Annotated in this window: 35 protein-coding genes; all 35 read right to left on the bottom strand. The window is 44.6% G+C overall.

Annotated elements, in window-relative coordinates; translation table 11 throughout:
• Positions 1-111: 111 nt before the first annotated feature.
• On the bottom strand, positions 112-501 hold the full coding sequence (gene rpsK / locus AC1WMD_RS16750; protein ID WP_017433998.1) for a 30S ribosomal protein S11: 390 nt from the start codon (positions 499-501) through the stop codon (positions 112-114).
• A 25-nt stretch (positions 502-526) separates the two neighbouring features.
• Positions 527-892 carry a 30S ribosomal protein S13 gene (rpsM, locus tag AC1WMD_RS16745; RefSeq protein WP_008881920.1) on the bottom strand — a complete coding sequence of 122 codons (366 nt, stop codon included), beginning with the start codon at positions 890-892 and terminating at the stop codon, positions 527-529.
• Positions 893-912: 20 nt separating this feature from the next.
• Entirely contained in the window at positions 913-1,026 is a 114-nt protein-coding gene (rpmJ, locus tag AC1WMD_RS16740; protein ID WP_003247619.1) for a 50S ribosomal protein L36, read from the bottom strand.
• Positions 1,027-1,060: 34 nt separating this feature from the next.
• On the bottom strand, positions 1,061-1,279 hold the full coding sequence (infA, locus tag AC1WMD_RS16735) for a translation initiation factor IF-1 (RefSeq protein ID WP_003247618.1): 219 nt from the start codon (positions 1,277-1,279) through the stop codon (positions 1,061-1,063).
• Between the two features lie 103 nt (positions 1,280-1,382).
• On the bottom strand, positions 1,383-2,129 hold the full coding sequence (map, locus tag AC1WMD_RS16730) for a type I methionyl aminopeptidase (RefSeq protein ID WP_043903334.1): 747 nt from the start codon (positions 2,127-2,129) through the stop codon (positions 1,383-1,385).
• Positions 2,129-2,779, bottom strand: coding sequence for an adenylate kinase (locus AC1WMD_RS16725; protein WP_043903333.1), 651 nt, complete (start codon positions 2,777-2,779; stop codon positions 2,129-2,131). The genes map and AC1WMD_RS16725 overlap by 1 nt, the downstream gene beginning before the upstream one ends.
• 51 nt (positions 2,780-2,830) lie before the next feature.
• Positions 2,831-4,123, bottom strand: a complete 1,293-nt coding sequence (gene secY / locus AC1WMD_RS16720) for a preprotein translocase subunit SecY (RefSeq protein WP_494258043.1) — start codon at positions 4,121-4,123, stop codon at positions 2,831-2,833.
• Positions 4,123-4,563 carry a 50S ribosomal protein L15 gene (gene rplO / locus AC1WMD_RS16715; RefSeq protein WP_043903331.1) on the bottom strand — a complete coding sequence of 147 codons (441 nt, stop codon included), beginning with the start codon at positions 4,561-4,563 and terminating at the stop codon, positions 4,123-4,125. Before rplO ends, secY begins: the two co-directional genes overlap by 1 nt.
• Before the next feature lie 23 nt (positions 4,564-4,586).
• Positions 4,587-4,775, bottom strand: coding sequence for a 50S ribosomal protein L30 (gene rpmD / locus AC1WMD_RS16710; protein ID WP_043903330.1), 189 nt, complete (start codon positions 4,773-4,775; stop codon positions 4,587-4,589).
• A 13-nt stretch (positions 4,776-4,788) separates the two neighbouring features.
• A complete protein-coding gene (gene rpsE, locus AC1WMD_RS16705; protein ID WP_043903329.1) occupies positions 4,789-5,289 on the bottom strand; it encodes a 30S ribosomal protein S5 in 501 nt (166 codons plus the stop codon).
• Between the two features lie 19 nt (positions 5,290-5,308).
• A complete protein-coding gene (gene rplR / locus AC1WMD_RS16700; RefSeq protein ID WP_043903328.1) occupies positions 5,309-5,671 on the bottom strand; it encodes a 50S ribosomal protein L18 in 363 nt (120 codons plus the stop codon).
• A 32-nt stretch (positions 5,672-5,703) separates the two neighbouring features.
• Complete coding sequence (gene rplF / locus AC1WMD_RS16695) at positions 5,704-6,240, bottom strand: 50S ribosomal protein L6 (protein ID WP_043903327.1); 537 nt, start codon at positions 6,238-6,240, stop codon at positions 5,704-5,706.
• Between the two features lie 31 nt (positions 6,241-6,271).
• Positions 6,272-6,670, bottom strand: a complete 399-nt coding sequence (gene rpsH / locus AC1WMD_RS16690) for a 30S ribosomal protein S8 (RefSeq protein WP_017434008.1) — start codon at positions 6,668-6,670, stop codon at positions 6,272-6,274.
• A gap of 33 nt (positions 6,671-6,703) precedes the next feature.
• The gene (locus AC1WMD_RS16685; protein WP_003247599.1) at positions 6,704-6,889 is read right to left on the bottom strand and encodes a type Z 30S ribosomal protein S14; all 186 of its coding nucleotides are present in this window, start codon (positions 6,887-6,889) and stop codon (positions 6,704-6,706) included.
• A gap of 34 nt (positions 6,890-6,923) precedes the next feature.
• Positions 6,924-7,463 (bottom strand): 50S ribosomal protein L5, encoded by a 540-nt coding sequence (gene rplE, locus AC1WMD_RS16680; protein ID WP_043903326.1) that lies wholly within the window; start codon positions 7,461-7,463, stop codon positions 6,924-6,926.
• A 27-nt stretch (positions 7,464-7,490) separates the two neighbouring features.
• Positions 7,491-7,802 carry a 50S ribosomal protein L24 gene (gene rplX / locus AC1WMD_RS16675; RefSeq protein WP_043903325.1) on the bottom strand — a complete coding sequence of 104 codons (312 nt, stop codon included), beginning with the start codon at positions 7,800-7,802 and terminating at the stop codon, positions 7,491-7,493.
• Between the two features lie 37 nt (positions 7,803-7,839).
• Entirely contained in the window at positions 7,840-8,208 is a 369-nt protein-coding gene (rplN, locus tag AC1WMD_RS16670) for a 50S ribosomal protein L14 (RefSeq protein WP_043903324.1), read from the bottom strand.
• Between the two features lie 50 nt (positions 8,209-8,258).
• Positions 8,259-8,522: a 30S ribosomal protein S17 gene (gene rpsQ / locus AC1WMD_RS16665; RefSeq protein ID WP_003247581.1), complete on the bottom strand. Its 264-nt coding sequence runs from the start codon at positions 8,520-8,522 to the stop codon at positions 8,259-8,261.
• Positions 8,523-8,542: 20 nt separating this feature from the next.
• Positions 8,543-8,743 carry a 50S ribosomal protein L29 gene (rpmC, locus tag AC1WMD_RS16660; RefSeq protein ID WP_043903323.1) on the bottom strand — a complete coding sequence of 67 codons (201 nt, stop codon included), beginning with the start codon at positions 8,741-8,743 and terminating at the stop codon, positions 8,543-8,545.
• Complete coding sequence (rplP, locus tag AC1WMD_RS16655) at positions 8,733-9,167, bottom strand: 50S ribosomal protein L16 (RefSeq protein ID WP_043903322.1); 435 nt, start codon at positions 9,165-9,167, stop codon at positions 8,733-8,735. The genes rpmC and rplP overlap by 11 nt, the downstream gene beginning before the upstream one ends.
• 2 nt (positions 9,168-9,169) lie before the next feature.
• Positions 9,170-9,826 (bottom strand): 30S ribosomal protein S3, encoded by a 657-nt coding sequence (rpsC, locus tag AC1WMD_RS16650; protein ID WP_017434013.1) that lies wholly within the window; start codon positions 9,824-9,826, stop codon positions 9,170-9,172.
• A 3-nt stretch (positions 9,827-9,829) separates the two neighbouring features.
• The gene (rplV, locus tag AC1WMD_RS16645; RefSeq protein WP_012748888.1) at positions 9,830-10,171 is read right to left on the bottom strand and encodes a 50S ribosomal protein L22; all 342 of its coding nucleotides are present in this window, start codon (positions 10,169-10,171) and stop codon (positions 9,830-9,832) included.
• Positions 10,172-10,189: 18 nt separating this feature from the next.
• The gene (gene rpsS / locus AC1WMD_RS16640) at positions 10,190-10,468 is read right to left on the bottom strand and encodes a 30S ribosomal protein S19 (RefSeq protein ID WP_003247570.1); all 279 of its coding nucleotides are present in this window, start codon (positions 10,466-10,468) and stop codon (positions 10,190-10,192) included.
• Positions 10,469-10,525: 57 nt separating this feature from the next.
• Positions 10,526-11,356, bottom strand: coding sequence for a 50S ribosomal protein L2 (gene rplB / locus AC1WMD_RS16635; protein ID WP_043903321.1), 831 nt, complete (start codon positions 11,354-11,356; stop codon positions 10,526-10,528).
• Positions 11,357-11,383: 27 nt separating this feature from the next.
• Positions 11,384-11,671, bottom strand: a complete 288-nt coding sequence (rplW, locus tag AC1WMD_RS16630) for a 50S ribosomal protein L23 (RefSeq protein ID WP_043903320.1) — start codon at positions 11,669-11,671, stop codon at positions 11,384-11,386.
• Positions 11,671-12,294, bottom strand: coding sequence for a 50S ribosomal protein L4 (rplD, locus tag AC1WMD_RS16625; protein WP_043903319.1), 624 nt, complete (start codon positions 12,292-12,294; stop codon positions 11,671-11,673). The genes rplW and rplD overlap by 1 nt, the downstream gene beginning before the upstream one ends.
• 29 nt (positions 12,295-12,323) lie before the next feature.
• Positions 12,324-12,959, bottom strand: a complete 636-nt coding sequence (rplC, locus tag AC1WMD_RS16620) for a 50S ribosomal protein L3 (protein ID WP_043903318.1) — start codon at positions 12,957-12,959, stop codon at positions 12,324-12,326.
• Positions 12,960-12,979: 20 nt separating this feature from the next.
• Positions 12,980-13,288 carry a 30S ribosomal protein S10 gene (rpsJ, locus tag AC1WMD_RS16615; RefSeq protein ID WP_003247558.1) on the bottom strand — a complete coding sequence of 103 codons (309 nt, stop codon included), beginning with the start codon at positions 13,286-13,288 and terminating at the stop codon, positions 12,980-12,982.
• 314 nt (positions 13,289-13,602) lie between these two features.
• Positions 13,603-14,790 carry an elongation factor Tu gene (tuf, locus tag AC1WMD_RS16610; protein ID WP_043903317.1) on the bottom strand — a complete coding sequence of 396 codons (1,188 nt, stop codon included), beginning with the start codon at positions 14,788-14,790 and terminating at the stop codon, positions 13,603-13,605.
• A 140-nt stretch (positions 14,791-14,930) separates the two neighbouring features.
• Positions 14,931-17,009: an elongation factor G gene (gene fusA, locus AC1WMD_RS16605; protein WP_043903316.1), complete on the bottom strand. Its 2,079-nt coding sequence runs from the start codon at positions 17,007-17,009 to the stop codon at positions 14,931-14,933.
• A gap of 157 nt (positions 17,010-17,166) precedes the next feature.
• The gene (gene rpsG / locus AC1WMD_RS16600; protein ID WP_043903315.1) at positions 17,167-17,637 is read right to left on the bottom strand and encodes a 30S ribosomal protein S7; all 471 of its coding nucleotides are present in this window, start codon (positions 17,635-17,637) and stop codon (positions 17,167-17,169) included.
• Positions 17,638-17,676: 39 nt separating this feature from the next.
• On the bottom strand, positions 17,677-18,099 hold the full coding sequence (gene rpsL, locus AC1WMD_RS16595; RefSeq protein ID WP_043903314.1) for a 30S ribosomal protein S12: 423 nt from the start codon (positions 18,097-18,099) through the stop codon (positions 17,677-17,679).
• A gap of 99 nt (positions 18,100-18,198) precedes the next feature.
• Positions 18,199-18,447, bottom strand: coding sequence for a 50S ribosomal protein L7ae-like protein (locus AC1WMD_RS16590; protein WP_043903313.1), 249 nt, complete (start codon positions 18,445-18,447; stop codon positions 18,199-18,201).
• A gap of 130 nt (positions 18,448-18,577) precedes the next feature.
• On the bottom strand, positions 18,578-22,177 hold the full coding sequence (gene rpoC, locus AC1WMD_RS16585) for a DNA-directed RNA polymerase subunit beta' (RefSeq protein ID WP_043903312.1): 3,600 nt from the start codon (positions 22,175-22,177) through the stop codon (positions 18,578-18,580).
• Between the two features lie 106 nt (positions 22,178-22,283).
• Positions 22,284-25,853 (bottom strand): DNA-directed RNA polymerase subunit beta, encoded by a 3,570-nt coding sequence (rpoB, locus tag AC1WMD_RS16580; protein ID WP_494258042.1) that lies wholly within the window; start codon positions 25,851-25,853, stop codon positions 22,284-22,286.
• Positions 25,854-26,045 lie beyond the last annotated feature (192 nt).

Raw genomic sequence — 26,045 nt, 5'->3', positions numbered from 1 at the left:
ATTCCCCCATGAATAAGTTCCCAAATGTGTAAATGGCTAATGTTTTCCCTGTATATAATGATACTTATCATATCCCATTATTGACAAGGATACAAATTCTATACAGGGATATTACACACGGCGACGTTTTGGCGGACGGCATCCATTGTGCGGGATAGGAGTTACGTCTTTAATCGCTGTAATTTCCAATCCAGCTGCTTGCAATGCACGGATCGCTGCCTCACGGCCAGCACCAGGTCCTTTTACGTTTACCTCTACTGTTTTCATTCCATGTTCCATCGAAGCTTTTGCGGCTGCTTCCGCTGCCATTTGCGCCGCAAATGGTGTCGATTTACGGGAACCTTTAAAACCTAACGCTCCAGCGCTGGACCAAGCAATCGTATTTCCGTGAACATCTGTAATCGTTACGATCGTATTGTTAAAAGTGGAACGAATATGAGCAATACCCGTATCAATATTTTTTCTTACACGGCGTTTGCGTGTATTTGTTTTACGTGCCATTCGTGGAATTACCTCCTTTGCTTAATTATTTTTTCTTGTTCGCTACAGTACGGCGTGGACCTTTACGTGTGCGAGCATTGTTTTTCGTATTTTGACCGCGAACTGGCAAGCCGCGACGGTGGCGAAGGCCACGATAGCATCCGATCTCCATTAAACGTTTAATATTTAACGATACTTCGCGACGAAGATCTCCTTCCACTTTCAAGCGGCCGACGATCTCGCGAATTCTTCCTAATTCTTCTTCTGTCAAGTCACGAACGCGTGTATCTTCGGAAACGCCTGCTTCTTTCAAGATTTTTTGTGCGGTTGGTTTGCCGATTCCGTAGATATATGTTAACGAAATGACTACACGTTTGTCACGAGGAATATCTACACCTGCAATACGTGCCATATTGTACACCTCCTTAAAGATTACCCTTGTCGTTGTTTATGTTTTGGATTTTCGCAAATCACCATAACTTTACCACGTCTACGAATAACTTTGCATTTTTCGCAAATAGGTTTTACAGATGGTCTTACTTTCATGTCTTTTACCTCCCTGTCAAACGGAGTGCTTTCATTATTTATAACGATACGTGATTCGACCGCGTGTCAAATCATACGGAGATAATTCTACCGTAACTTTATCTCCAGGTAAAATCCGAATGAAATGCATGCGAATTTTACCAGAAACATGCGCCAATACAGTATGACCATTTTCTAATTCTACACGAAACATCGCGTTTGGCAATGTTTCGACTACAGTACCTTCCACTTCAATTACATCGTCCTTAGCCATCGAGCGGCTCTCCCTCCTTCGAATGAGTAACATAGTGTTACGAAAAACTGAATGAACACCATATTCGCCAACAGCTCTACAATCCGTGTCCATCATGATTATATTAGAGGGTTGTCAAAATTTCATAGCCATTTTCTGTAATGGCGATCGTATGCTCAAAATGGGCACACATCTTTCCGTCTACTGTAACGACGGTCCAGTTATCAGCAAGTGTTTTTACATAGCGGCTGCCCGCATTGACCATCGGTTCAATACACAACGTCATTCCTGGTTTTAAACGCGGTCCTTTATTCGGCGGACCATAATGCGGAATTTGCGGGTCTTCATGTAAGTCTTGACCAATTCCATGTCCAACATACTCGCGAACAATCGAAAAATGATGAGATTCCACATATGTTTGAATCGCGTGCGAAATATTGGACAAACGAGCACCTGGTTTTGCTTCCTCTAATCCTATATATAAGGATTTTTCCGTTACTTCAAGAAGTTTTTTCGTTTCTTCTGCAATTTCTCCAACAGGATACGTCCATGCAGAGTCAGCATGATAACCATTATATTGGGCCCCGACATCAATGCTAATAATATCGCCTTCTTTTAATACCCGGTCGCCAGGAATTCCGTGAACAAGCTCTTCATTGACAGAAGCGCAAATGCTTCCTGGAAATCCGTTGTATCCTTTAAACGAAGGAATGGCACCGTATTGGCGTATCACTTTTTCAGCAATCGCATCTAACTCTTTCGTTGTAATCCCAGGACGAATATGTTTTTCTAACTCTTTTCGGGTCAGCGCCACGATTTTCCCGGCCTCGCGCATGATTTCAATTTCACGCGGAGTTTTGCAAATAATCATTATTGTAATCCTCCGAGAAGCTCACGAATATCGGCGAATACTTTTTCAATATCTTGCTGTCCGTTGATGTGGCGTAGGTATCCTTTTTTCTCGTAAAAATCCAGCAGCGGCTGCGTTTGTTTGACGTTTACTTCGAGCCGGTTGGCTACCGTCTCTTCGTTATCATCGGCGCGTTGGTATAGTTCGCCGCCGCATTTATCGCAAACGCCTGGCTTTGCCGGCGGATTAAATACTAGATGGTACGTTGCGCCACAATTTTTGCAAATTCTTCTTCCTGTCAGCCGTTCCATTAAAATATCTTTATCTACATGAATATGAATGACATAATCAATCGAGCGGTTTAATTCGGCAAGAATGTTTTCTAACGCTTCCGCTTGGGCAACCGTCCGTGGGAATCCGTCTAGCAAAAACCCTTTTTGACAATCGTCTTTGCTTAAACGTTCGCGAACGATGCCGATGGTTACTTCATCCGGAACAAGATCGCCGCGATCCATATATTCTTTTGCTTGCAATCCTAATGGTGTCCCCTCTTTAATGGCCGCACGGAACATATCACCAGTGGAAATATGCGGAATTCCGTATGTTTCAACAATTTTTTCCGCTTGAGTACCTTTTCCGGCACCAGGCAAACCCATTAGTACTAAATTCATCCTCGCTCCCCCTCAGCTCTAAGAGGCAAGAGGCGGTTGCTCCTAACCTCTTTATTTAATAAAACCTCGATAGTGACGTTTCACAAGCTGGCTTTCTAGCTGTTTCATTGTCTCGAGCGCAACACCGACGACAATGAGCAAACTGGTCCCGCCGATACGAGCGGAAGGCGGTAAATTAGCAAAATTGACAAAGAACACAGGAAGAATCGCGATTGCTGCTAAGAATATCGAACCGACAAAGGTAAGCCGGTATAAAATTTTGGTGACATACTCCTGTGTATTTTTCCCTGGACGTATCCCTGGGATATAACCACCTTGTTTTTTCAAGTTGTCCGCCATTTGTTCAGGATTGACTTGAACAAAGGCATAGAAATACGTAAAGGCGATAATTAATAGCACGTAAATGACCATACCAACTGGGTGTGCATAGTCAAATGTTTTTCGAATCCACAATGTTACATCATTCGATCCAAAGAACGATGCAATTGTCGGTGGAGCAATAAGAAACGACACAGCAAAAATCACTGGAATAACTCCCGCTGGATTGACTTTCAGCGGCAAATGGGTGGAATGCCCGCCAACTGGGCTCCGTCCTTCCAGTCGTTTAGCATATTGAATCGGAATTTTCCGCAATGCTTGTTGGATGTAAATAACGCCAACGATAACGGCAACTACCGCTAACGCAACAAGCAGAAGCTTCACAATACGCAAAAACAAATCTTCGCCAACATTTTCAAATTGCTGCGCGTAAATTTGGTTGAGCACAGCAGGGATACCGGAAACGATCCCAGCAAAAATAATAATCGAAATGCCGTTTCCTACACCTTTGGCAGTGATTTGTTCACCAAGCCACATAAGAAATGCCGTTCCGGCTGTTAAAACCGTTGCGATTAATAAATAGGTTGGTATGCCAGGGTCTTTTATGAGCGCTCCTGACGCCATACGGTTAAAACCATACGACATTCCAAGCGCCTGAATAAAACCTAAAACGATCGTAAAATAGCGGGTAAACTGAGCTAATTTACGTCGTCCAACCTCACCTTGTTTTGACCACTCCGTAAATTTAGGAACAACATCCATCTGCAACAGCTGTATGATGATGGATGCTGTAATATATGGCATGACGCCCATCGCAAAAATGGAGAAGTTTTTCAATGCCCCGCCGCCGAATATGTTGAGAACGCCAAAAGCGTTTAGCTGATCCTGCACTTTTAAGACGTCCGCATTCACATTCGGAACGGGGATAAATGTTCCAATTCGGAACACAACGAGCATAAGAAGAGTAAAGATAATTTTTTTTCTTATATCACCGACGCGCATAAAGTTGGAGATTGTCCGAAACATTAAATCACCTCAGTTTTACCGCCAGCAGCTTCGATTGCCTCTTTCGCCGAAGAGGAGAATTTGTGAGCTTTTACCGTTAATTTTTTCTCAATTTGTCCTTTGCCTAAAATTTTCACGCCCGATTTTAATTTGCTGATAACTCCTGTTTCAAGCAGCAACTCAGGTGTTACTTCTGTTCCGTCTTCAAAACGATTTAATTTATCAAGGTTGACAATCGCATATTCTTTACGATTGATGTTGGTAAAACCGCGTTTTGGAAGACGACGGAATAAAGGAGTTTGACCACCTTCAAAACCAATTCGTACCCCACCGCCAGAGCGGGCGTTTTGACCTTTTTGACCTCTGCCGGACGTTTTGCCGTTACCAGAACCAATACCGCGACCGACACGATTACGTTCTTTCCGGGAACCCGGCGCTGGTTGTAATTCATGAAGTTTCATGGCGAAGCACCTCCTTATGATCGTTATTCTTCAATTTCTTTTACTTGGACAAGGTGTGCAACTTTGTTAATCATCCCGCGAATCGCAGGATTATCGTTATGAATGACAGTTTGATGCATTTTCCGTAAGCCTAATGTTTTAACGGTAATCCGTTGATCTTCCGGACGACCGATAACGCTGCGAGTGAGGGTAATCGCTAATTTTTTTGCCACTGTATTTCCCTCCTTATCCTAACAGTTCCTCAACTGTTTTGCCGCGCAATCTCGCTACATCTTCAGCACGTTTTAATTGTTTTAATCCGTCCACTGTAGCGCGCACCATGTTTACTGGCGTGTTTGAACCGATCGATTTGGAAAGAATATCGCTGATACCTGCTAACTCCAATACGGCACGTGCCGGACCACCGGCGATAACCCCTGTACCTTCGGATGCAGGTTTTAAAATGATTTTTCCGGCGCCAAAATGGCCGATCACTTCGTGAGGGATCGTTGTGCCAACCATCGGCACTTCAATTAAATTTTTCTTTGCATCTTCAATCGCTTTGCGAATCGCATCCGGAACTTCTTGTGCTTTCCCTGTACCAAAACCGACATGACCGTTTTTATCGCCGACAACGACTAATGCAGAAAAGCGTAAACGACGTCCACCTTTTACTACTTTTGCAACACGGTTCACCGCTACTACGCGCTCTTCGAGTTCAAGTTTATTTGGATCGATACGACGCATCTTTGTCCCTCCTTTATGATTAAAATTCCAAGCCAGCTTCACGAGCAGCATCGGCAAGTGCTTTTACCCGTCCATGGTATAAGTATCCGCCGCGGTCAAATACCACTTTTTTAATACCTTTTTCCAATGCCCGTTTTGCTACTAATTCACCGACTTTTTTAGCCGCTTCAATATTTCCAGTCGATTCTAAGTCAAATTCTTTATCTAATGTAGAAGCGCTGACAATCGTTACTGCTTTCATGTCATCAATAATTTGCGCATAAATGTGTTTATTGGAACGGAACACATTTAAGCGTGGACGTTCAGCAGTTCCAAATATTTTTTTACGAACGCGTGCGTGTCTTCTTTTACGAACTGCGTTTCTATCAACTTTCGTGATCATTTATGTCACTCCTTTCATTTCGCTAAGCCGCGTTATTTACCAGTTTTACCTTCTTTAAGACGTATAACTTCACCTTCGTAGCGAATTCCTTTACCTTTGTATGGCTCAGGTGGACGCACTGCGCGAATGTTCGCAGCAAGTTCGCCAACACGTTGTTTATCTGCACCTTTTACAATGATTTTTGTTTGCGAAGGAACTTCAATTTCTAATCCTTCTTCCGGTTCCATTTCTACCGGATGAGAATAACCGACGCTAAGGACAAGTTTTTTGCCTTGTTTCGCCGCACGGTATCCGACACCAACGAGCTCGAGCGCTTTTTCGTATCCTTTCGATACGCCTTCTACCATGTTTGCAAGCAAGCTGCGAGTTGTACCATGAAGCGCACGATGATGTTTCTCGTCGCTTGGGCGAGTAACTGTGATCACATTATCTTCTACTTTGATTGTCATATCTGGATGAAAAGTGCGAGTTAATTCACCTTTTGGCCCTTTTACTGTAACGGTATTGCCGTTCACCGTTACTGTTACACCAGAAGGAATTTCAATTGGCTTTTTACCGACACGTGACATGTACAAACACCTCCATTCTTAACAAAATGAATTACCATACGTATGCGATTACTTCGCCGCCAGTTCCTTTTTGACGTGCTTCTTTATCCGTTAAAATGCCTTGCGATGTAGAAAGAATTGCGATTCCTAATCCGTTCAATACACGAGGCACTTCATGGGCTTTAACATAAACGCGCAAACCTGGTTTGCTGATGCGTTTTAAGCCAGTGATTACACGTTCGTTATTTGGACCGTATTTTAAGAAAATGCGAAGAATGCCTTGCTTGTTGTCTTCAATGTATTCGTAATCACGAATAAAGCCTTCGCGTTTTAAAATTTCCGCGATTTCACGTTTCATTTTCGAAGCCGGCACTTCAAGCTTCTCGTGACGTACCATGTTCGCATTACGAATGCGAGTAAGCATATCTGCAATTGGATCTGTCATCACCATTATGTTTTACCTCCTTCCCAATTCATGGGTTTATTACCAGCTTGCTTTTTTAATACCTGGAAGTTGACCTTTATATGCTAGTTCACGGAAACAAATACGGCAAAGTTTAAATTTGCGATAAACGGAATGCGGACGGCCGCAGCGTTCGCAGCGGGTATACGCTCTTACTTTAAACTTTGGCGTACGTTTTTGTTTCGCGATCATTGATTTTTTAGCCACGATTTCGCCTCCCTTGCTTTACGGATGGGATTCATTATTTTTGGAATGGCATGCCGAGCAATGTTAAAAGTTCACGTGCTTCTTCGTCCGTGTTGGCTGTCGTAACAATGACGATATCCATACCGCGCACTTTATTGACTTTATCATAGTCGATCTCAGGGAAAATTAATTGTTCTTTAATTCCTAGCGTGTAGTTGCCGCGGCCATCAAACGATTTTTTCGATACGCCCCGGAAGTCACGGACGCGTGGAAGCGATACGGAAATCAGTTTATCTAAAAACTCATACATGCGTTCTCCGCGCAATGTTACTTTCGCGCCGATCGGCATTCCTGCACGAAGGCGGAAACCAGCAATTGATTTTTTCGCGCGAGTTACAACTGGTTTTTGACCAGCGATTAATGTTAATTCTTCTACTGCGTTGTCAAGTGCTTTCGGATTTTGTACTGCATCGCCAACACCCATGTTGATGACGATTTTTTCAATTTTTGGGACTTGCATTATAGATTTATAGTTAAACTTGCTCATAAGAGCAGGTACCACTTCATTTACATATTTCTCTTTCAGGCGGTTCATAAGAGTACCTCCTTTCTGACATCACGATTATTTATCTAAAATCTCACCGGATTTTTTCGCATAACGTACTTTTTTGCCGTCGACAATCTTATATCCAACGCGGGTTGGAGTCCCCGTTTTTGGATCTAAAGGCATTACTTTCGATACGTGAATCGGTGCCTCTTTTGTAATAATACCGCCTTGTGGATTTGCTTGTGATGGTTTCGCATGTTTTTTGACGATATTGACACCTTCAACAATCACGCGGTTTTTCTTAGGAAATGCCGCCAGAATAACGCCTTGTTTTCCTTTATCTTTACCGGAGATTACTTGTACTTTATCACCTTTTTTTACATGCATTGCAGTTCGCACCTCCTTAAAAGGCTTTTCCTGTCCGTTAAATTACTTCTGGAGCTAAGGAAATGATTTTCATAAAGTCTTTATCGCGCAATTCACGAGCGACTGGTCCGAAAATACGCGTACCGCGCGGGCTTTTGTCATCGCGAATGATGACGCAAGCATTTTCGTCAAAGCGAATGTAAGAACCATCCGAACGGCGAACACCGCGTTTTGTACGGACAACCACTGCTTTTACGACTTGACCTTTTTTAACAACGCCACCTGGTGTCGCATCCTTGACCGTCACAACAACGACATCGCCAATGTTTGCGTAGCGGCGACCAGAACCACCTAAAACTTTAATAACAAGCACTTCCCGTGCACCTGAGTTATCAGCTACTTTTAAACGAGATTCTTGTTGAATCATCGACGAAACCTCCTTTCGGAATTATATCACCGAACCAAACCTTGTGATGATTAAACAATAACTGCTTTTTCAACAATTTCCACTAAACGGAAACGTTTTGTTGCCGAAAGTGGGCGAGTTTCCATAATTTTTACGATATCGCCAACTTTTGCAATGTTATTTTCGTCATGCGCTTTATATTTTTTCGAATATTTCACGCGTTTGCCGTAAAGCGGATGCTTTTTGTATGTCTCAACAAGAACGGTAATCGTTTTGTCCATTTTGTCGGATACAACGCGGCCTACGTATACTTTGCGTTGATTGCGTTCACTCATGTCGCAAACCTCCTCTCAAATTATTTATTGGCAGCGATCTCTCTTTCACGGATGATCGTTTTCATGCGTGCGATATCTTTACGTACTTGGCGAATGCGTGCTGTGTTTTCTAATTGTCCTGTTGCTAATTGGAAGCGAAGGTTGAATAACTCTTCTTTTAATGCTTTAATTTTTTGTTCAATTTCGGCAGTGGTAAGATCACGAATTTCCTTAGCTTTCATTTGCTTCACCACCAATTTCTTCGCGTTTTACGAATTTGCATTTAATCGGAAGTTTGTGAGAAGCAAGACGCAATGCTTCACGCGCTACTTCCTCCGAAACACCGCCAATTTCAAACATTACTTTACCTGGTTTAACGACAGCTACCCAACCTTCAGGAGCACCTTTACCGGAACCCATCCGCACTTCCAACGGTTTTGCTGTATATGGTTTAGAAGGGAAAATTTTAATCCACACTTTACCGCCACGTCTCATATAACGAGTCATCGCACGACGAGCTGCCTCGATTTGACGGTTGGTAATCCAAGCGGATTCCAACGCTTGCAATCCGTATTCACCAAAATGTACTTCCGTGCCGCCTTTTGCGCGACCTTTCATGCGTCCGCGATGTTCACGGCGATATTTTACGCGTTTTGGCATTAACATAATTATTTTCCTCCTTCCTCAGTTTTCTTTTTTGTCGGAAGGACCTCTCCACGATAAATCCATACTTTTACGCCGATTTTTCCGTATGTTGTATCCGCTTCTGCCGTTCCATAATCGATGTCAGCGCGAAGTGTATGGAGTGGAACAGTTCCTTCGCTGTAATGTTCCGAACGAGCGATATCAGCACCGCCGAGACGACCAGATACCATCGTTTTAATCCCTTTTGCACCTGCGCGCATAGCACGTTGAATGGCTTGTTTTTGCGCACGACGGAACGAAACGCGGTTTTCAAGTTGACGCGCAATGTTTTCCGCAACTAGTTTCGCATCTAAATCTGGTTTTTTGATTTCAACGATGTTAATGTGAACGCGTTTACCAGTTAATTGCGTTAACGCTTTACGGAGCGCTTCTACCTCCGAGCCGCCCTTACCGATGACCATGCCTGGTTTAGCCGTATGAATCGTAACATTAACACGGTTTGCCGCACGTTCGATTTCAATGCGAGATACTGCAGCATCTTGCAAACGTTTATTAATATACTCACGGATTTTTAGATCCTCATGCAAAAGGTCCGCATAATCTTTTTCAGCGTACCATCTAGAGTCCCAGTCACGAATAATGCCGATGCGGAGACCGACCGGATTCACCTTTTGACCCACTTATTATCCCTCCTTCTTTTCTGAAACAACGATGGTGATATGGCTTGTGCGTTTATTAATCGCGCTTGCACGTCCCATTGCGCGCGGACGGAAACGTTTCAGCGTTGGACCTTCGTCCACATATGCTTCCGTAATGACTAGTTTGTTCACGTCCATGTCATAGTTATGTTCAGCGTTTGCCACTGCGGATTTTAGCACTTTTTCAATAATCGGAGAAGCAGCTTTTGGTGTGTGGCGAAGAATGGCAACTGCCTCACCAACTTCTTTTCCTCGAATTAAATCAATCACTAAACGTGCTTTACGAGGAGCAATACGCACTGTTCTTGCGACAGCTTTAGCTTGCATGTGTTGGACCTCCTCTCATTAACGTTTTGTTTTCTTATCGTCGCCAGCATGGCCTCGGAACGTACGCGTCGGTGCGAACTCGCCAAGTTTGTGTCCGACCATGTCTTCTGTAATATAAACTGGTACATGCTTGCGTCCATCATATACGGCGATCGTATGACCAACAAATTGCGGGAAAATTGTGGAACGACGAGACCATGTTTTAATCACTTGTTTTTGTCCAGTTTCATTTAATTTTTCGATTTTTTTCATTAAATGCTCATCACAAAACGGACCTTTTTTTAAGCTGCGACCCATAAATGAACCTCCCTTCGTGATTGTGCTACGGTTCTTAAGAACCGTAGTTCAACCCCGTTATTTTTTACGACGGCGGATAATGAATTTATCCGATTTATTTTTCTTTTTGCGTGTTTTAAAGCCAAGTGTTGGTTTGCCCCAAGGAGTCATTGGTGATTTGCGTCCGATTGGCGCTTTACCTTCACCACCACCGTGTGGGTGATCAACAGGGTTCATAACCGAACCGCGAACCGTTGGACGAATACCTAACCAACGAGCACGACCTGCTTTACCGATGTTGACCAGTTCATGCTGTTCGTTACCTACTTCACCAACCGTTGCCCGGCAAGTACCTAAAATCATGCGCACTTCGCCAGATGCAAGACGAATGATGACATATTTTCCTTCTTTCCCAAGCACTTGTGCGGATGTACCAGCTGCACGAACTAACTGTCCGCCTCTTCCTGGTTTCAGCTCGATATTGTGCACAAGCGTACCAACTGGAATGTTTTCAAGCGGCAATGCATTGCCGACTTTGATGTCTGCATCTGGTCCAGACATAATTTCCATGCCTACTTTAAGGTTTTTCGGTGCAATAATATAACGTTTTTCACCGTCTGCATAGTGAATTAACGCGATGTTTGCGGAACGGTTTGGATCGTACTCGATTGTAGCAACGCGGCCTGGAATTCCATCTTTGTCGCGTTTAAAGTCAATGATACGGTATTGACGTTTATGACCGCCGCCTTGATGGCGTACTGTAATTTTCCCTTGGTTGTTGCGACCCGCTTTTTTCTTTAATGGCGCGAGCAGCGATTTTTCCGGCTGATCTGTTGTGATTTCTGAAAAATCAAGCACTGTCATGCCACGACGACCGTTGGATGTCGGTTTATATTTTTTAATCGCCATGTTGGTTTCCCTCCTTCGCTTTTAAACTTATACTTCGAACAGTTCGATATCTTTGCTGTCTGGCGTTAACGTTACAATCGCTTTGCGGCGACGGTTTGTATAACCGCTGTAACGGCCAACGCGTTTAAATTTTCCTTTATAGTTCATAATGTTGACTTTCTCTACTTTTACGCCAAAGATTTTTTCAACAGCGTCTTTTACTTCAGTTTTATTAGCTTTTACATCTACTTCAAACGTGTATTTTTTTTGCGCTGTTAAATTCATCGTGTTTTCCGTGATGATGGGGCGCTTAATAATATCGCGAGGATCTTTCATTATGCAAGCACCTCCTCTACTTTCTCCACGGCCGCTTTCGTGATTACGAGCTTATCATGGTTTAGCACATCAAGAACGTTAATGCCGTTCGCTGTAACCACCGTAACGCCTGGAATATTGCGCGCAGATAGTGCAACATTTTCGTTCACATCATCGGTTACAATTAGCGCTTTGCGATCAACAGAAAGATTATTTAAGATTTTCGCCATTTCTTTTGTTTTTGGCGCTTCTAATGTTAAGCTGTCTAAAACAACAATGTTGTTTTCGAGAACTTTAGAAGATAATGCCGATTTAATTGCTAAGCGACGGACTTTTTTCGGCAACTTATAGCTGTAGCTGCGCGGAACTGGACCAAATACTGTACCACCACCCCGCCATTGTGGAGCGCGAATCGAACCTTGACGAGCGCGACCTGTTCCTTTTTGGCGCCATGGTTTGCGGCCGCCGCCACTTACTTCCGCACGATTTTTTGTTTTATGCGTTCCTTGACGCAACGAAGCACGTTGCATAATGACCGCTTCGAATAACACATATTTATTTGGCTCAATACCAAAAACGGAATCGTTCAGTTCAATTTCACCGATTGTTTCTCCGTTCTGGTTATACAATGCTACTTTTGGCATTGGATAGTTCCTCCTTTCCTAGCAAAATGTTATTTTGCTTTCGCTTTTACTGCGCTTTTTACGATCACTAAACCTTTTCTTGGACCAGGTACGTTTCCTTTGATAAGAAGAAGGTTGCGTTCCGGATCCACTTTCACGATTTTCAAGTTTTGGATCGTTACACGTTCGCCACCCATGCGGCCTGGCAATTCTTTCGATTTAAATACGCGGTTTGGCGCAATCGCACCCATCGAACCTGGACGGCGATGATAACGAGAACCGTGTGCCATTGGTCCGCGAGATTGACCATGACGTTTGATCGCACCTTGGAATCCTTTCCCTTTTGAAATTCCAGTCACATCGACAATATCGCCTTCAGAAAAAATATCTACTTTGACTTCCTGACCAACTTCATATTCATCAATATTTGCGCCGCGGATTTCGCGGATGAAGCGCTTAGGTGCAGTATTCGCTTTCGCAGCGTGGCCGATTTGCGGCTTATTGGCGCGTTTTTCGCTTAAATCCTCAAAACCTAATTGGATTGCCTCATAACCGTCTTTTTCCATCGTTTTCTTTTGCAATACCACGTTTGGAGCTGCTTCAATGACGGTTACAGGAATTAAATCGCCGTTTTCCGCGAATACTTGCGTCATACCGATTTTTCTCCCTAAGATTCCTTTGGTCATTCGTCACACCTCCTGTTTAATTAAAGTTTAATTTCAATATCAACGCCAGATGGCAAATCAAGGCGCATTAAAGAATCTACTGTTTGTGGAGTAGGGTTTACGATATCGATCAAGCGTTTGTGTGTACGCATTTCGAATTGTTCACGAGAATCTTTGTACTTGTGAACAGCGCGCAAAATCGTATAAACAGTTCTTTCCGTTGGCAACGGAATCGGACCGGATACTTTTGCGCCGGAACGTTTTGCTGTTTCTACGATTTTTTCCGCAGATTGATCAAGAATTCGATGATCGTAAGCTTTTAAACGGATACGAATTTTTTCTTTTGCCATTGTTTTCCCTCCTTCTTCGCCTATTTTCAAAATAGACATTCTCCATGGAAATTTCCTGCACACTCGCCATGGCAAAGCGACCGGGTGTGTCAGCAACCTTCCACTTCATCGCAGTCAAAGCGGTCAAAGACCAACATTGTATATTATACAGATATGTAAACGAGATTGCAAGCTATTTCTTCGTTTTTCTACGCACTTCTTAATTATACATAGCCAACTGTCCATTTTCAACCTGTCGAAAAATTACATAAAAAAGAAAAGCAGGTTTGCCGATCAGCAAACCTGCTTGTTTTCGAGATAGGACGCAAGCGCCATTATTCGATGATTTCAGATACAGAACCTGCGCCTACTGTACGTCCGCCTTCACGGATCGAGAATTTTGTACCTTCTTCGATCGCGATTGGCGCGATTAATTCTACAGTCATTTCAACGTTGTCGCCAGGCATAACCATTTCTACGCCTTCTGGAAGCGTGATGATACCTGTAACGTCTGTTGTACGGAAGTAGAATTGTGGACGGTAGTTAGAGAAGAATGGAGTATGACGTCCACCTTCTTCTTTTGTTAAAACGTAAACTTGTGCTTTAAATTTTGTATGTGGTGTGATAGAGCCTGGTTTCGCAAGTACTTGACCGCGTTCTACTTCATCACGAGATACCCCGCGAAGAAGCGCACCGATGTTGTCACCAGCTTCTGCTTGGTCAAGAAGCTTGCGGAACATTTCTACACCAGTAACTGTTGTAGATTTTGGCTCGTCAGCAAGACCAACGATTTCTACCGCGTCACCAACTTTTAACGTACCGCGTTCTACACGGCCAGTTGCTACCGTACCACGGCCAGTGATCGAGAATACGTCTTCAATTGGCATCATGAATGGTTTGTCGATTTCACGTTGCGGAGTTGGAATGTATTCGTCAACCGCGTTCATCAATTCAATGATTTTTGCTTCCCATTCAGGATCGCCTTCAAGCGCTTTTAATGCAGAACCTTTGATAACAGGTACTTCATCGCCAGGGAAGTCATATTCAGATAATAGATCGCGAACTTCCATTTCAACTAGTTCTAACAATTCTTCATCGTCTACCATGTCGCATTTGTTTAAGAATACAACGATGTATGGTACACCTACTTGGCGAGAAAGAAGAATGTGTTCGCGAGTTTGCGGCATTGGGCCGTCAGCTGCAGATACAACAAGGATTGCGCCGTCCATTTGCGCTGCACCTGTGATCATGTTTTTCACGTAGTCTGCGTGGCCAGGGCAGTCAACGTGCGCATAGTGACGAGCGTCAGTTTCATACTCAACGTGCGCAGTAGAGATTGTGATACCGCGTTCACGTTCTTCTGGAGCTGCGTCGATTTGGTCATAAGCACGAGCTTCTGCTTTACCTTGCTTAGCAAGAACCGTTGTAATCGCAGCAGTCAACGTCGTTTTACCATGGTCAACGTGGCCGATAGTACCAATGTTGACGTGTGGTTTCGTACGTTCGAATTTCGCTTTAGCCATGAGAAATATCCTCCTTAAAATTAGAATATAATTTTTATATGGTTATATAAATTATAGGATGCCTGGGAACAAATACAGATTGTATTTGTTCCCAAGTTTCTTACATAAGTATTTATAGCGAAACTATGCAGAGAAATCAATTATTCACCTTTATTTTTTTTGATGATTTCGTCTGCAATGTTTTTCGGAACTTCTTCATAGTGGTCAAATACCATCGAGAACGTTCCGCGTCCTTGTGTATTAGAGCGTAGTGAAGTAGCATATCCAAACATTTCCGAAAGCGGAACCATCGCGCGGACGACTTGTGCATTACCGCGGGCTTCCATTCCTTCAACGCGGCCGCGGCGAGAAGTGATGTCGCCCATAATATCGCCAAGATATTCTTCTGGAATAACTACTTCGACTTTCATGATTGGCTCAAGCAGTACAGGGTCACATTTAGTCGCAGCGTTTTTCAATGCTAAAGAAGCTGCGATTTTGAACGCCATTTCACTCGAGTCGACATCATGGTAAGAACCATCAAATAGTTTCGCTTTAATGTCGACCACTGGATATCCGGCAAGAACCCCGTTTTGCATTGCTTCTTCAAGACCTGCTTGGACTGCCGGTATATATTCTTTCGGAACAACCCCACCGACAATCGCATTTTCAAATTCGAACCCTTTTCCGCGTTCGTTTGGCGAGAATTCGATCCAAACGTGACCGTATTGACCACGACCACCGGATTGACGGATAAATTTTCCTTCGACTTGCGCCGATTGGCGGAACGTTTCACGGTATGCAACTTGTGGAGCACCAACATTCGCTTCCACTTTGAATTCACGGCGCATACGGTCAACGATGATGTCTAGGTGGAGCTCACCCATACCAGAAATGATCGTTTGGCCAGTTTCTGGATCTGTATGAGCGCGGAATGTCGGGTCTTCTTCTTGTAACTTTTGCAATGCTTGGCTCATTTTATCTTGGTCTGCTTTGGATTTCGGTTCAATTGCTACCGAAATAACTGGTTCTGGGAATTCCATTGATTCTAATACAACAAGGCTCTTTTCATCACATAGAGTATCGCCTGTTGTTGTATCTTTTAAACCTACAGCTGCCGCGATGTCACCGGCATATACTGTCGAAATTTCTTGACGGTGGTTCGCATGCATTTGTAGGAGACGACCGATACGTTCGCGTTTGCGTTTCGTCGAGTTCATAACATATGAACCAGAATCAAGCGTGCCAGAGTACACACGGAAGAACGTTAATTTACCAACATAAGGGTCTGTCATAATTTTAAATGCCAACGCCGCAAATGGAGCGTCGTCTTTTGCTTCACGAACAACTTCTTCTTCCGTATCCGGTACGACCCCTTTAATTGGCGGAATATCGACTGGAGACGGCAAATAATCTACGACCCCATCTAACAGCAATTGAACACCTTTGTTTTTAAATGCGGAGCCGCAGAATACAGGGAAGAATTCTACGCTGATCGTCGCTTTGCGAATCGCTGCTTTTAATTCTTCTTTTGTAATTTCTTCCCCTTCTAAATATTTCATCATCAGTTCTTCATCTAATTCGGCAACCGCTTCAACAAGCTTGTTATGATATTCTTCCGCCATATCGCGGTAGTCTTCCGGAATTTCAATGCGCTCAATATTTTTGCCAAGTTCATCATGATAATGGTAAGCGCACATTTCGACAAGGTCAATAATGCCGGAGAATTGGTCTTCCGCGCCGATTGGCAATTGCACTGGATGCGCGTTTGCTTGCAAGCGGTCATGAAGCGTTTTTACAGCATATAGGAAGTCCGCGCCGATTTTATCCATTTTGTTGACGAATACAATACGTGGAACTCCGTATGTAGTCGCTTGGCGCCAGACTGTTTCCGTTTGCGGTTCTACACCGGATTGCGCGTCAAGAACAGTAATCGCACCGTCAAGCACGCGAAGGGAACGCTCTACCTCTACCGTAAAGTCTACGTGCCCTGGCGTATCGATAATATTGATGCGATGACCTTTCCATTGCGCTGTTGTCGCCGCAGACGTAATCGTAATCCCGCGCTCTTGTTCTTGCTCCATCCAGTCCATTGTAGCCGCGCCTTCATGGACTTCACCGATTTTATGAACACGTCCTGTGTAGAACAAGATGCGCTCTGTTGTTGTTGTCTTACCGGCGTCAATGTGCGCCATAATCCCAATGTTTCGAGTGTTTTCTAAGGAGAACTCTCTTGCCATGGTGGTTATTTTCTCCTTCCTTCAAATAAGTATCATGTATAATAATCAAGCCAATATAAAACAATACAAAATCATAATATAGGAATATAGGTGAATAGGCGGCAAGCTGATTTTGCCACCATCACCTATTTCCTTAATGCAGATCGTTAACCGATCATTACCAACGATAATGTGCAAACGCTTTGTTTGCCTCCGCCATTTTGTGCGTATCTTCGCGTTTTTTCACCGCTGCACCAGTGTTGTTGGCCGCGTCCATAATTTCATTCGCAAGACGCTCTTCCATCGTTTTTTCGCCGCGAAGACGGGAATATTGCACTAACCAACGGAGCCCTAACGACACACGGCGATCTGGACGAACCTCAACAGGAACTTGGTAGTTTGCCCCACCGACGCGGCGTGCGCGAACCTCCAAAACAGGCATAACATTTTTTAATGCTTGTTCAAATACTTCCATAGGATCTTTACCCGTACGTTCGCGGATAATATCAAATGCCGTGTAAAGAATTTTTTGCGCTTTTGATTTTTTTCCGTCTACCATAATTTTATTGATTAGACGGGTTACTAGTTTCGAATTGTAAATTGGGTCTGGTAGTACGTCTCGTTTTGCAACTGGACCTCTACGTGGCATAGTTTTTCCTCCTTTCAGTAAAAAATCCGATTTACTTTATTATTTTTTCGATTCTTTTGGTTTTTTCGCACCGTATTTCGAACGTCCTTGCATACGGTTTGCCACACCTGCTGTATCGAGGGCACCACGAATGATGTGATAACGTACCCCTGGCAAGTCTTTTACACGTCCGCCACGAATTAATACAACGCTGTGTTCTTGCAAGTTGTGGCCGATACCAGGGATGTAAGCCGTTACCTCAATACCGTTCGATAAACGAACACGCGCATATTTACGAAGCGCAGAGTTTGGCTTTTTCGGAGTCATCGTGCCAACACGTGTGCAAACGCCGCGTTTTTGTGGCGAAGCAACGTTTGTTTGTACTTTTTTAAAGCTGTTGTACCCTTTATTTAACGCAGGAGATTTGGATTTTACTACTTTTTTCTCGCGTCCTTTACGGACTAATTGGTTAATTGTAGGCATATTGAATGTCCTCCTTTCACATATAAACTTAAGCCCACATATCCAGGCGGTTCATTATTTATACAAACGAAGTTTTTAAGATAAAAACCAAAATGGTTTTTACCGAAGAATCGCTACAGCAGCTGCTCCTACTTGAATTTTGCACGCTTTCCCAAGCTTTTTCATCGAATCTACTTTCGTAACAGGAACGTTTGCCTCTTTTGCAGCTTCCATCACCTTATCAACAATGGATGGATCCGCATCTTCGGCAATGATGACTTCGAGCGCTTTTCCTTCTTTCAGAGCTCTTACTGTTTGTTTCGTTCCAATAACAATTTTTCCAGCCTGTAATACTTTTTCATAAGACATGTAACATATCCTCCAAAGTACCAGGTTTTTGGAACACCTTTGTTATACTATCATTTTTGCAAGACATTGTCAACTATATTTTCGATCAATTTATTGCCAGCAAAGGAGGTCCTTTGCTGGCAACGAGAGATTATTTAGATGTAACGGCATCGCTTTCCTGTTCTTTCTTGACCACCGGCTTGACTTTACGATAGCGCGCCATTCCTGTTCCTGCTGGAACAAGCTTACCGATAATGACGTTTTCTTTTAAGCCAAGCAATTCATCGCGTTTTCCTTTAATCGCCGCATCGGTCAACACGCGCGTTGTTTCTTGGAACGATGCAGCCGATAAGAACGAGTCTGTTTCAAGCGATGCTTTTGTAATACCAAGCAATACTGGCCGAGCTGTTGCCGGACGTTTTCCTTCCAAAATCGCTTTTTCATTGACGTCTGTAAATTGATGCACATCCAACAGCGTTCCTGGCAGCACGTCCGTGTCCCCTGCATCAATGACGCGCACTTTGCGCAGCATTTGCCGAACCATCACTTCAATATGTTTGTCGCTAATTTCTACCCCTTGCATCCGGTATACTTTTTGCACTTCACGCAGCAAGTATTCTTGAACCGATGTAACGTCGCGGACTCTTAACAGCTGTTTTGGATCGATCGAGCCTTCCGTCAGCTCTTGACCTCTCTCTACTTGCTGTCCTTCTTCAACTTTTAGTCTTGCGTTGTAAGGGGCAACATATGAACGCGTTTCAACTTCGCCTTTGACAACAATTTCATATTGATGATCACGCGTTTCGCTAATGGAAACAACAACGCCATCAATTTCCGAAATGACGGCTTGCCCTTTCGGATTACGCGCTTCAAACAGCTCTTGAACACGCGGCAAACCTTGGGTGATGTCGTCGCCGGCAACACCGCCTGTATGGAACGTACGCATCGTCAACTGCGTACCAGGCTCCCCGATCGACTGGGCCGCGATAATACCGACCGCTTCGCCGACTTCGACATCGGCGCCTGTCGCCAAGTTGCGGCCATAGCATTTTTTACATACGCCATGCCGCGTATTGCATGTAAAGGCAGAGCGAATCCATACTTCTGTAATACCTGCTTTAATGATCTCATTCGCAATATCTTCGGTGATCATTTCATCTTTGCGAACGAGTATTTCGCCTGTTTCCGGATGTTTCACCGTTTTTTGCGCATAGCGGCCGACAAGGCGCTCTTCTAATTTGACGATCACTTCTGTGCCGTCTGTCAACGCTCTTGCAAGAATACCGCGATCTGTACCGCAATCTTCTTCGCGGACAATCACATCTTGCGCCACGTCGACAAGCCGTCTCGTGAGATAGCCAGAGTCCGCTGTTTTCAGAGCCGTATCCGCCAGCCCTTTGCGCGCCCCGTGCGTAGAAATAAAGTATTCCAATACCGTTAATCCTTCACGGAACGACGACTTAATCGGCAACTCAATGATGCGTCCTGCCGGGTTGGCCATGAGACCGCGCATTCCGGCAAGCTGCGTAAAGTTCGAAGCGTTACCGCGCGCTCCAGAATCGCTCATCATAAAGATTGGGTTGCGTTTATCCAACGATTTCATTAGTCTGTCTTGAATTTTGTCTTTCGCTGCGCTCCAAATCGAAATGACACGTTCATAGCGCTCTTCATCGGTAATTAAACCGCGGCGGAACTGCTTCAATACGGTATCGACTTTCGCTTGTGCTTCGTCAAGAATTTCTTGTTTTTCCGGCAATACTACGATATCGGCGACGCCGATCGTAATACCGGCTTTCGTCGAATATTGGAAACCTAAATCTTTCATGCGGTCAAGCATCTTCGACGTTTCCGTAATTTTAAACCGCTTGAATACTTCCGCGATAATTTGTCCAAGCACTTTTTTCTTAAACGGCGACACAAGTTCGCGTTTGCGAATCTCTTCTTTCACATTTACGCCTTTATCAAGGAAATATTTATCCGGCGTCCGCCCTTCAATGTTTTCTGTCGTCGGCTCATTAATGTAAGGGAACGAGTTTGGCAAAATTTCGTTGAAAATCAATTTGCCGACGGTAGTGAGCAATAATTTGTTGTTTTGCTCTTCGGTGAACGTTTCGTTTTTCAATGAGCCGGCATGAACAGCAATGCGCGAATGCAAATGAACATATCCATTATGATATGCAAGCAGCGCCTCGTTCGTATCTTTAAATACCATACCTTCGCCGATGGCCCCTTCGCGCTCCATCGTTAAGTAATAGTTTCCTAAAACCATGTCTTGCGAAGGTGTAACAACCGGCTTTCCGTCTTTCGGGTTCAAAATATTTTGCGCAGCCAGCATGAGCAAGCGCGCTTCCGCTTGTGCTTCCGCCGAGAGCGGAACGTGAACCGCCATTTGGTCTCCGTCAAAGTCCGCGTTATACGCCGTACATACAAGCGGATGCAAGCGAATTGCGCGGCCTTCAACAAGCGTTGGCTCAAACGCTTGAATGCCTAAACGGTGAAGCGTTGGAGCACGGTTCAAAAGCACTGGATGTTCTTTAATGACATCTTCTAATACGTCCCATACTTCTGGATGAACACGCTCAATTTTCCGTTTCGCGCTTTTAATGTTATGCGCCAATCCGCGTTCCACCAGCTCTTTCATAACAAACGGTTTAAAGAGCTCAAGCGCCATTTCTTTCGGCAAGCCACATTGATACATTTTTAAGTTCGGGCCGACAACAATAACGGAACGGCCGGAATAGTCAACGCGCTTACCAAGCAAGTTTTGCCGGAATCGTCCTTGTTTCCCTTTTAACATGTGGGACAATGATTTTAATGGACGGTTCCCAGGTCCTGTCACCGGACGGCCGCGGCGGCCATTGTCAATCAGCGCGTCCACCGCTTCTTGCAGCATCCGTTTTTCGTTTTGCACAATAATGTTCGGTGCGCCGAGATCCAACAAGCGTTTCAAACGATTGTTTCGGTTAATCACGCGGCGGTACAAATCGTTCAAGTCCGATGTCGCAAAGCGTCCGCCGTCTAATTGCACCATCGGCCGCAATTCAGGCGGGATAACCGGAAGTACATCAAGCACCATCCACGCAGGATCGTTGCCTGAGTTGCGGAACGCCTCTAACACTTCCAAGCGCTTGATAATACGGGCGCGCCGCTGTCCTTGCGCCGTTTTCAGCTCTTCTTTTAACGTTGCTACTTCTTTATCTAAGTCGATATCTTGGAGAAGCTTTTTAATGGCTTCCGCCCCCATGGAAGCTTGGAATGATTGCCCGTATTTTTCGCGATAGGCGCGATATTCTTTCTCGGAAAGTAACTGTTTCTTCTCTAAAGGCGTATCGCCTGGGTCGGTCACCACGTAGGAGGCGAAATAAATTACTTCCTCTAGCGCCCGCGGCGACATATCCAACACAAGCCCCATACGGCTTGGGATGCCTTTAAAATACCAAATATGAGAAACAGGAGCGGCTAGTTCAATATGTCCCATCCGTTCGCGGCGGACTTTCGAGCGAGTCACTTCGACACCGCAGCGGTCGCAGACAACACCTTTATAACGTACGCGCTTATATTTTCCGCAATGGCATTCCCAGTCTTTAGTTGGCCCGAAAATGCGCTCGCAAAACAATCCGTCTTTTTCCGGCTTCAATGTACGATAGTTAATCGTTTCCGGTTTTTTTACTTCACCGTACGACCAGGAGCGGATTTTCTCCGGTGAAGCGAGCCCGATTTTCATGTACTCAAATTTATTTACATCTAGCAAGGGGTATACCTCCCTCTTTATCCATCGGTTTTGCCTCAATTGCTTGTTTGTTGGATAACACCTTGATAGTGATGGAGGAACATTCCCCCATCACTATCGGTTAAGCTTATTCCTTCGTGACGGCGTCTTTTTCAGCTGCTTTTTCTTTTTCTGCCGGCTTCACTTCCGAAACAATCGCATCGGCAGCATGGTCTTCGTCCTCATCGAAGTTTTCCATATTAATTTCTTGTTCATCGCTCGTTAAAATCGTTACATCCATGCCTAAGCTTTGCAATTCTTTAATTAACACTTTAAACGACTCCGGCACACCTGGCTCCGGTATGTTTTCTCCTTTGACAATCGCTTCGTATGTCTTCACGCGGCCAACCACATCGTCTGATTTGACGGTAAGTATTTCTTGCAATGTATACGCAGCACCGTAAGCTTCGAGCGCCCATACTTCCATTTCACCGAAACGTTGTCCACCAAATTGCGCTTTCCCACCGAGCGGCTGCTGCGTAACAAGCGAGTATGGCCCCGTTGAGCGAGCATGAAGCTTATCGTCAACCATGTGCGCCAGCTTAATCATATACATAATACCGACCGATACGCGGTTATCAAACGGCTCTCCCGTTCTGCCATCGTATAGAACTGTTTTTGCATCCCGTGGCATCCCCGCTTCCTCCAGGATGTTCCATACGTCTTCTTCCGTAGCGCCGTCAAATACCGGCGACGCAATATGAAGACCGAGTTTTTTCGCGGCCATCCCGAGATGCAGCTCAAACACTTGCCCAATGTTCATCCGCGACGGGACACCTAACGGGTTTAACATAATATCAATCGGTGTGCCATCCGGCAAGAACGGCATATCTTCTTCCGGCAAGATGCGGGAAATAACCCCTTTGTTTCCGTGGCGGCCCGCCATTTTATCGCCTTCGGAAATTTTCCGTTTTTGCACGATATACACGCGGACAAGCTGATTGACGCCAGGAGGAAGCTCATCGCCGTCTTCGCGGTTAAACACTTTTACGTCAAGAACGATACCACCGCCGCCATGCGGAACGCGCAGCGATGTATCGCGAACCTCGCGCGCTTTTTCCCCGAAGATGGCGTGCAACAACCGTTCTTCAGCTGTAAGCTCCGTCATTCCTTTTGGCGTTACTTTTCCGACGAGCAAGTCGCCGTCTTTTACTTCAGCGCCGATGCGGACAATTCCGCGTTCATCTAAATTCTTTAGTGCATCCTCCCCGACGTTTGGAATATCGCGCGTAATTTCCTCTGGTCCTAGTTTTGTGTCGCGGGATTCCGCTTCATATTCCTCGATGTGGATCGATGTGTATACGTCCTCTTTGACAAGGCGTTCGCTCATAATAATCGCGTCTTCATAGTTATAGCCGTCCCAAGTCATAAAAGCGACAAGCACGTTGCGGCCAAGCGCAAGCTCACCTTTGTCCATCGACGGACCATCTGCTAAAATTTCACCTTTTTCAACAATGTCACCTTTTTTCACAATTGGACGCTGATTGTAGCAAGTTCCTTGGTTCGAGCGGACAAATTTCAACAGACGATATTTGTCAAGGTCTCCTTTTACTTCCTTTCCGTCTACTTCAATGAGACGGCGAACCCAAATTTCTTTCGCCTCTACCCGCTCGACAATACCGCGATGTTTACAAATAACAGCGGCACCGGAGTCTTTCGCTGATACATATTCCATTCCTGTACCGACAATTGGCGCTTCCGGTTCTAACAGTGGAACCGCTTGGCGTTGCATGTTCGCACCCATCAGCGCACGGTTCGAGTCGTCGTTTTCTAAGAACGGAATGCACGCCGTTGCTGCCGATACAACTTGCTTTGGCGAAACGTCCATATAGTCAACGCGGTCGCGTTTGACGACAATGTTTTCCCCGCGGAAACGTGCAACCACATTTTCTTCTAAGAACGTTCCATCTTCCGCGAGCGGGACGTTCGCTTGAGCCACGACATAGTTGTCCTCTTCGTCAGCCGTTAAGTAATCAATTTGATCGGTTACTCTTCCTGTTTCCGGGTCGACGCGACGATACGGCGTTTCAATGAACCCGAATTTATTGACTTTCGCATAAGTCGATAGCGAGTTAATTAATCCAATGTTTGGACCCTCAGGCGTTTCAATCGGACACATCCGTCCATAGTGGGAGTAGTGAACGTCGCGCACCTCAAACCCTGCGCGCTCACGCGTCAGCCCGCCTGGTCCTAACGCCGAAAGACGGCGCTTATGCGTTAATTCGGCAAGCGGGTTCGTTTGGTCCATAAATTGCGAAAGCTGCGAGCTTCCGAAAAACTCTTTAATCGCAGCAATGACTGGCCGAATGTTGATCAATTGCTGCGGTGTAATCGTGTTTGTATCTTGAATGGACATGCGCTCGCGAACAACCCGTTCCATACGCGATAAACCGATACGGAATTGGTTTTGCAGCAATTCACCGACCGAACGAAGACGACGGTTTCCTAAATGGTCGATATCATCCGTATCGCCAACCCCATGCAGCAAGTTAAAGAAATAGCTGATCGAAGCGATAATATCGGCTGGGGTAATATGTTTGACATCTTCAGCAATATAGCCATTGCTGATGACATTGATCACTTGTTCGTTGTCCGGATCATTTGGCGAGTAAATTTTAATCGACTGCACAGAAATCGGTTCTTCTACTACGCCTCCGGCAGGTTTATAAGTTTGCAAGCCAATGCCGTTTTCAAGGTATGGCATCAAACGATTTAACGTTCTGCGGTCAATGATTGCTCCTTTTTCCGCAATAATCTCGCCTGTTTCCGGATCGATTAATGTTTCGGCAAGACGTTGGTTAAACAGGCGATTTTTAATATGAAGCTTTTTATTAATCTTATAACGTCCGACGCTTGCTAAATCATAGCGTTTCGGATCAAAAAAGCGAGAGATTAACAAGTTTTTCGCATTTTCAATTGTCGGTGGTTCACCCGGGCGCAGGCGCTCGTAAATTTCAATGAGCGCTTTTTCGGTGCTATCCGTATTATCTTTTTCAAGCGTGTTGCGCAAATATTCATTGTCGCCGATTAAATCAATAATTTCTTGATCGGAACCAAACCCGAGCGCACGAAGAAGCACCGTAACTGGTAGTTTACGTGTGCGATCAATGCGAACATATACGACATCTTTGGCGTCAGTTTCGTATTCTAGCCAAGCGCCGCGGTTCGGAATCACGGTCGCCGAATAGCCGCGTTTTCCGTTTTTATCCACTTTGTCGCTGTAGTACACGCTCGGGGAGCGGACAAGCTGGGATACAATAACCCGCTCTGCCCCGTTAATGATAAACGTTCCTGTTTCTGTCATTAACGGGAAATCACCCATAAACACATCTTGTTCCTTTACTTCACCTGTCTCTTTGTTAATCAAACGCACTTTTACGCGAAGCGGTGCAGCATATGTAACATCGCGTTCTTTCGCTTCTTCTACCGTGTATTTCGGCTCCCCTAAACTATAATCAATAAATTCCAGAGAAAGATTACCGGAAAAGTCTTCGATCGGGGAAATTTCGCGGAACATTTCCCGCAATCCTTCATCAAGAAACCATTTGTAAGAGGAAGTTTGAATCTCAATAAGATTCGGCAATTCGAGCACTTCACTAATGCGCGCGTAACTTCTTCGTTGGCGGTGTCGTCCATATTGAACTAGTCGGCCTGTCAAGTGATTCACCCCTCAAAAACATTAATCAAATTGGAAGGTAAACATGGAGCCATGCTTTTCATGGAGAAAAAAAGAAAATGGTTTCTATGATAGAAAACCATATTTTCACCTATTTATTGATTTTATCATTTTTTCCATTATAACCAAAATTATACGTCCTATCCTACTAGGGAAATGTACACATTTAGCATT

It is taken from the genome of Parageobacillus sp. NEAU-HV-2, assembly GCF_059115485.1.
This window is presented reverse-complemented; position numbering and strand designations above follow the sequence as displayed.

Excerpts from the sequence above, each read along its gene's own strand:
- rpsK (WP_017433998.1), bottom strand. The coding sequence starts at position 501 with ATGGCACGTAAAACAAATACACGCAAACGCCGTGTAAGAAAAAATATT.
- rpsM (WP_008881920.1), bottom strand. The coding sequence starts at position 892 with ATGGCACGTATTGCAGGTGTAGATATTCCTCGTGACAAACGTGTAGTC.
- rpmJ (WP_003247619.1), bottom strand. The coding sequence starts at position 1,026 with ATGAAAGTAAGACCATCTGTAAAACCTATTTGCGAAAAATGCAAAGTT.
- infA (WP_003247618.1), bottom strand. The coding sequence starts at position 1,279 with ATGGCTAAGGACGATGTAATTGAAGTGGAAGGTACTGTAGTCGAAACA.
- map (WP_043903334.1), bottom strand. The coding sequence starts at position 2,129 with ATGATTATTTGCAAAACTCCGCGTGAAATTGAAATCATGCGCGAGGCC.
- AC1WMD_RS16725 (WP_043903333.1), bottom strand. The coding sequence starts at position 2,779 with ATGAATTTAGTACTAATGGGTTTGCCTGGTGCCGGAAAAGGTACTCAA.
- secY (WP_494258043.1), bottom strand. The coding sequence starts at position 4,123 with ATGTTTCGGACAATCTCCAACTTTATGCGCGTCGGTGATATAAGAAAA.
- rplO (WP_043903331.1), bottom strand. The coding sequence starts at position 4,563 with ATGAAACTTCATGAATTACAACCAGCGCCGGGTTCCCGGAAAGAACGT.
- rpsE (WP_043903329.1), bottom strand. The coding sequence starts at position 5,289 with ATGCGTCGTATCGATCCAAATAAACTTGAACTCGAAGAGCGCGTAGTA.
- rplR (WP_043903328.1), bottom strand. The coding sequence starts at position 5,671 with ATGATCACGAAAGTTGATAGAAACGCAGTTCGTAAAAGAAGACACGCA.
- rplF (WP_043903327.1), bottom strand. The coding sequence starts at position 6,240 with ATGTCACGTGTCGGTAAAAAGCCAATTGAAATTCCTTCTGGTGTAACA.
- rpsH (WP_017434008.1), bottom strand. The coding sequence starts at position 6,670 with ATGGTGATGACAGATCCAATTGCAGATATGCTTACTCGCATTCGTAAT.
- rplE (WP_043903326.1), bottom strand. The coding sequence starts at position 7,463 with ATGAACCGCCTGAAAGAGAAATATGTAAATGAAGTGGTACCTGCTCTT.
- rplX (WP_043903325.1), bottom strand. The coding sequence starts at position 7,802 with ATGCATGTAAAAAAAGGTGATAAAGTACAAGTAATCTCCGGTAAAGAT.
- rplN (WP_043903324.1), bottom strand. The coding sequence starts at position 8,208 with ATGATTCAACAAGAATCTCGTTTAAAAGTAGCTGATAACTCAGGTGCA.
- rpsQ (WP_003247581.1), bottom strand. The coding sequence starts at position 8,522 with ATGAGTGAACGCAATCAACGCAAAGTATACGTAGGCCGCGTTGTATCC.
- rpmC (WP_043903323.1), bottom strand. The coding sequence starts at position 8,743 with ATGAAAGCTAAGGAAATTCGTGATCTTACCACTGCCGAAATTGAACAA.
- rplP (WP_043903322.1), bottom strand. The coding sequence starts at position 9,167 with ATGTTAATGCCAAAACGCGTAAAATATCGCCGTGAACATCGCGGACGC.
- rplV (WP_012748888.1), bottom strand. The coding sequence starts at position 10,171 with ATGCAAGCTAAAGCTGTCGCAAGAACAGTGCGTATTGCTCCTCGTAAA.
- rpsS (WP_003247570.1), bottom strand. The coding sequence starts at position 10,468 with ATGGGTCGCAGCTTAAAAAAAGGTCCGTTTTGTGATGAGCATTTAATG.
- rplB (WP_043903321.1), bottom strand. The coding sequence starts at position 11,356 with ATGGCGATTAAAAAATATAAACCGACATCCAACGGTCGTCGTGGCATG.
- rplW (WP_043903320.1), bottom strand. The coding sequence starts at position 11,671 with ATGAAAGATCCTCGCGATATTATTAAGCGCCCCATCATCACGGAAAAC.
- rplD (WP_043903319.1), bottom strand. The coding sequence starts at position 12,294 with ATGCCAAAAGTAGCATTGTATAACCAGAACGGAGAAACAATCGGTGAA.
- rplC (WP_043903318.1), bottom strand. The coding sequence starts at position 12,959 with ATGACCAAAGGAATCTTAGGGAGAAAAATCGGTATGACGCAAGTATTC.
- rpsJ (WP_003247558.1), bottom strand. The coding sequence starts at position 13,288 with ATGGCAAAAGAAAAAATTCGTATCCGTTTAAAAGCTTACGATCATCGA.
- tuf (WP_043903317.1), bottom strand. The coding sequence starts at position 14,790 with ATGGCTAAAGCGAAATTCGAACGTACGAAACCACACGTCAACATTGGT.
- fusA (WP_043903316.1), bottom strand. The coding sequence starts at position 17,009 with ATGGCAAGAGAGTTCTCCTTAGAAAACACTCGAAACATTGGGATTATG.
- rpsG (WP_043903315.1), bottom strand. The coding sequence starts at position 17,637 with ATGCCACGTAGAGGTCCAGTTGCAAAACGAGACGTACTACCAGACCCA.
- rpsL (WP_043903314.1), bottom strand. The coding sequence starts at position 18,099 with ATGCCTACAATTAACCAATTAGTCCGTAAAGGACGCGAGAAAAAAGTA.
- AC1WMD_RS16590 (WP_043903313.1), bottom strand. The coding sequence starts at position 18,447 with ATGTCTTATGAAAAAGTATTACAGGCTGGAAAAATTGTTATTGGAACG.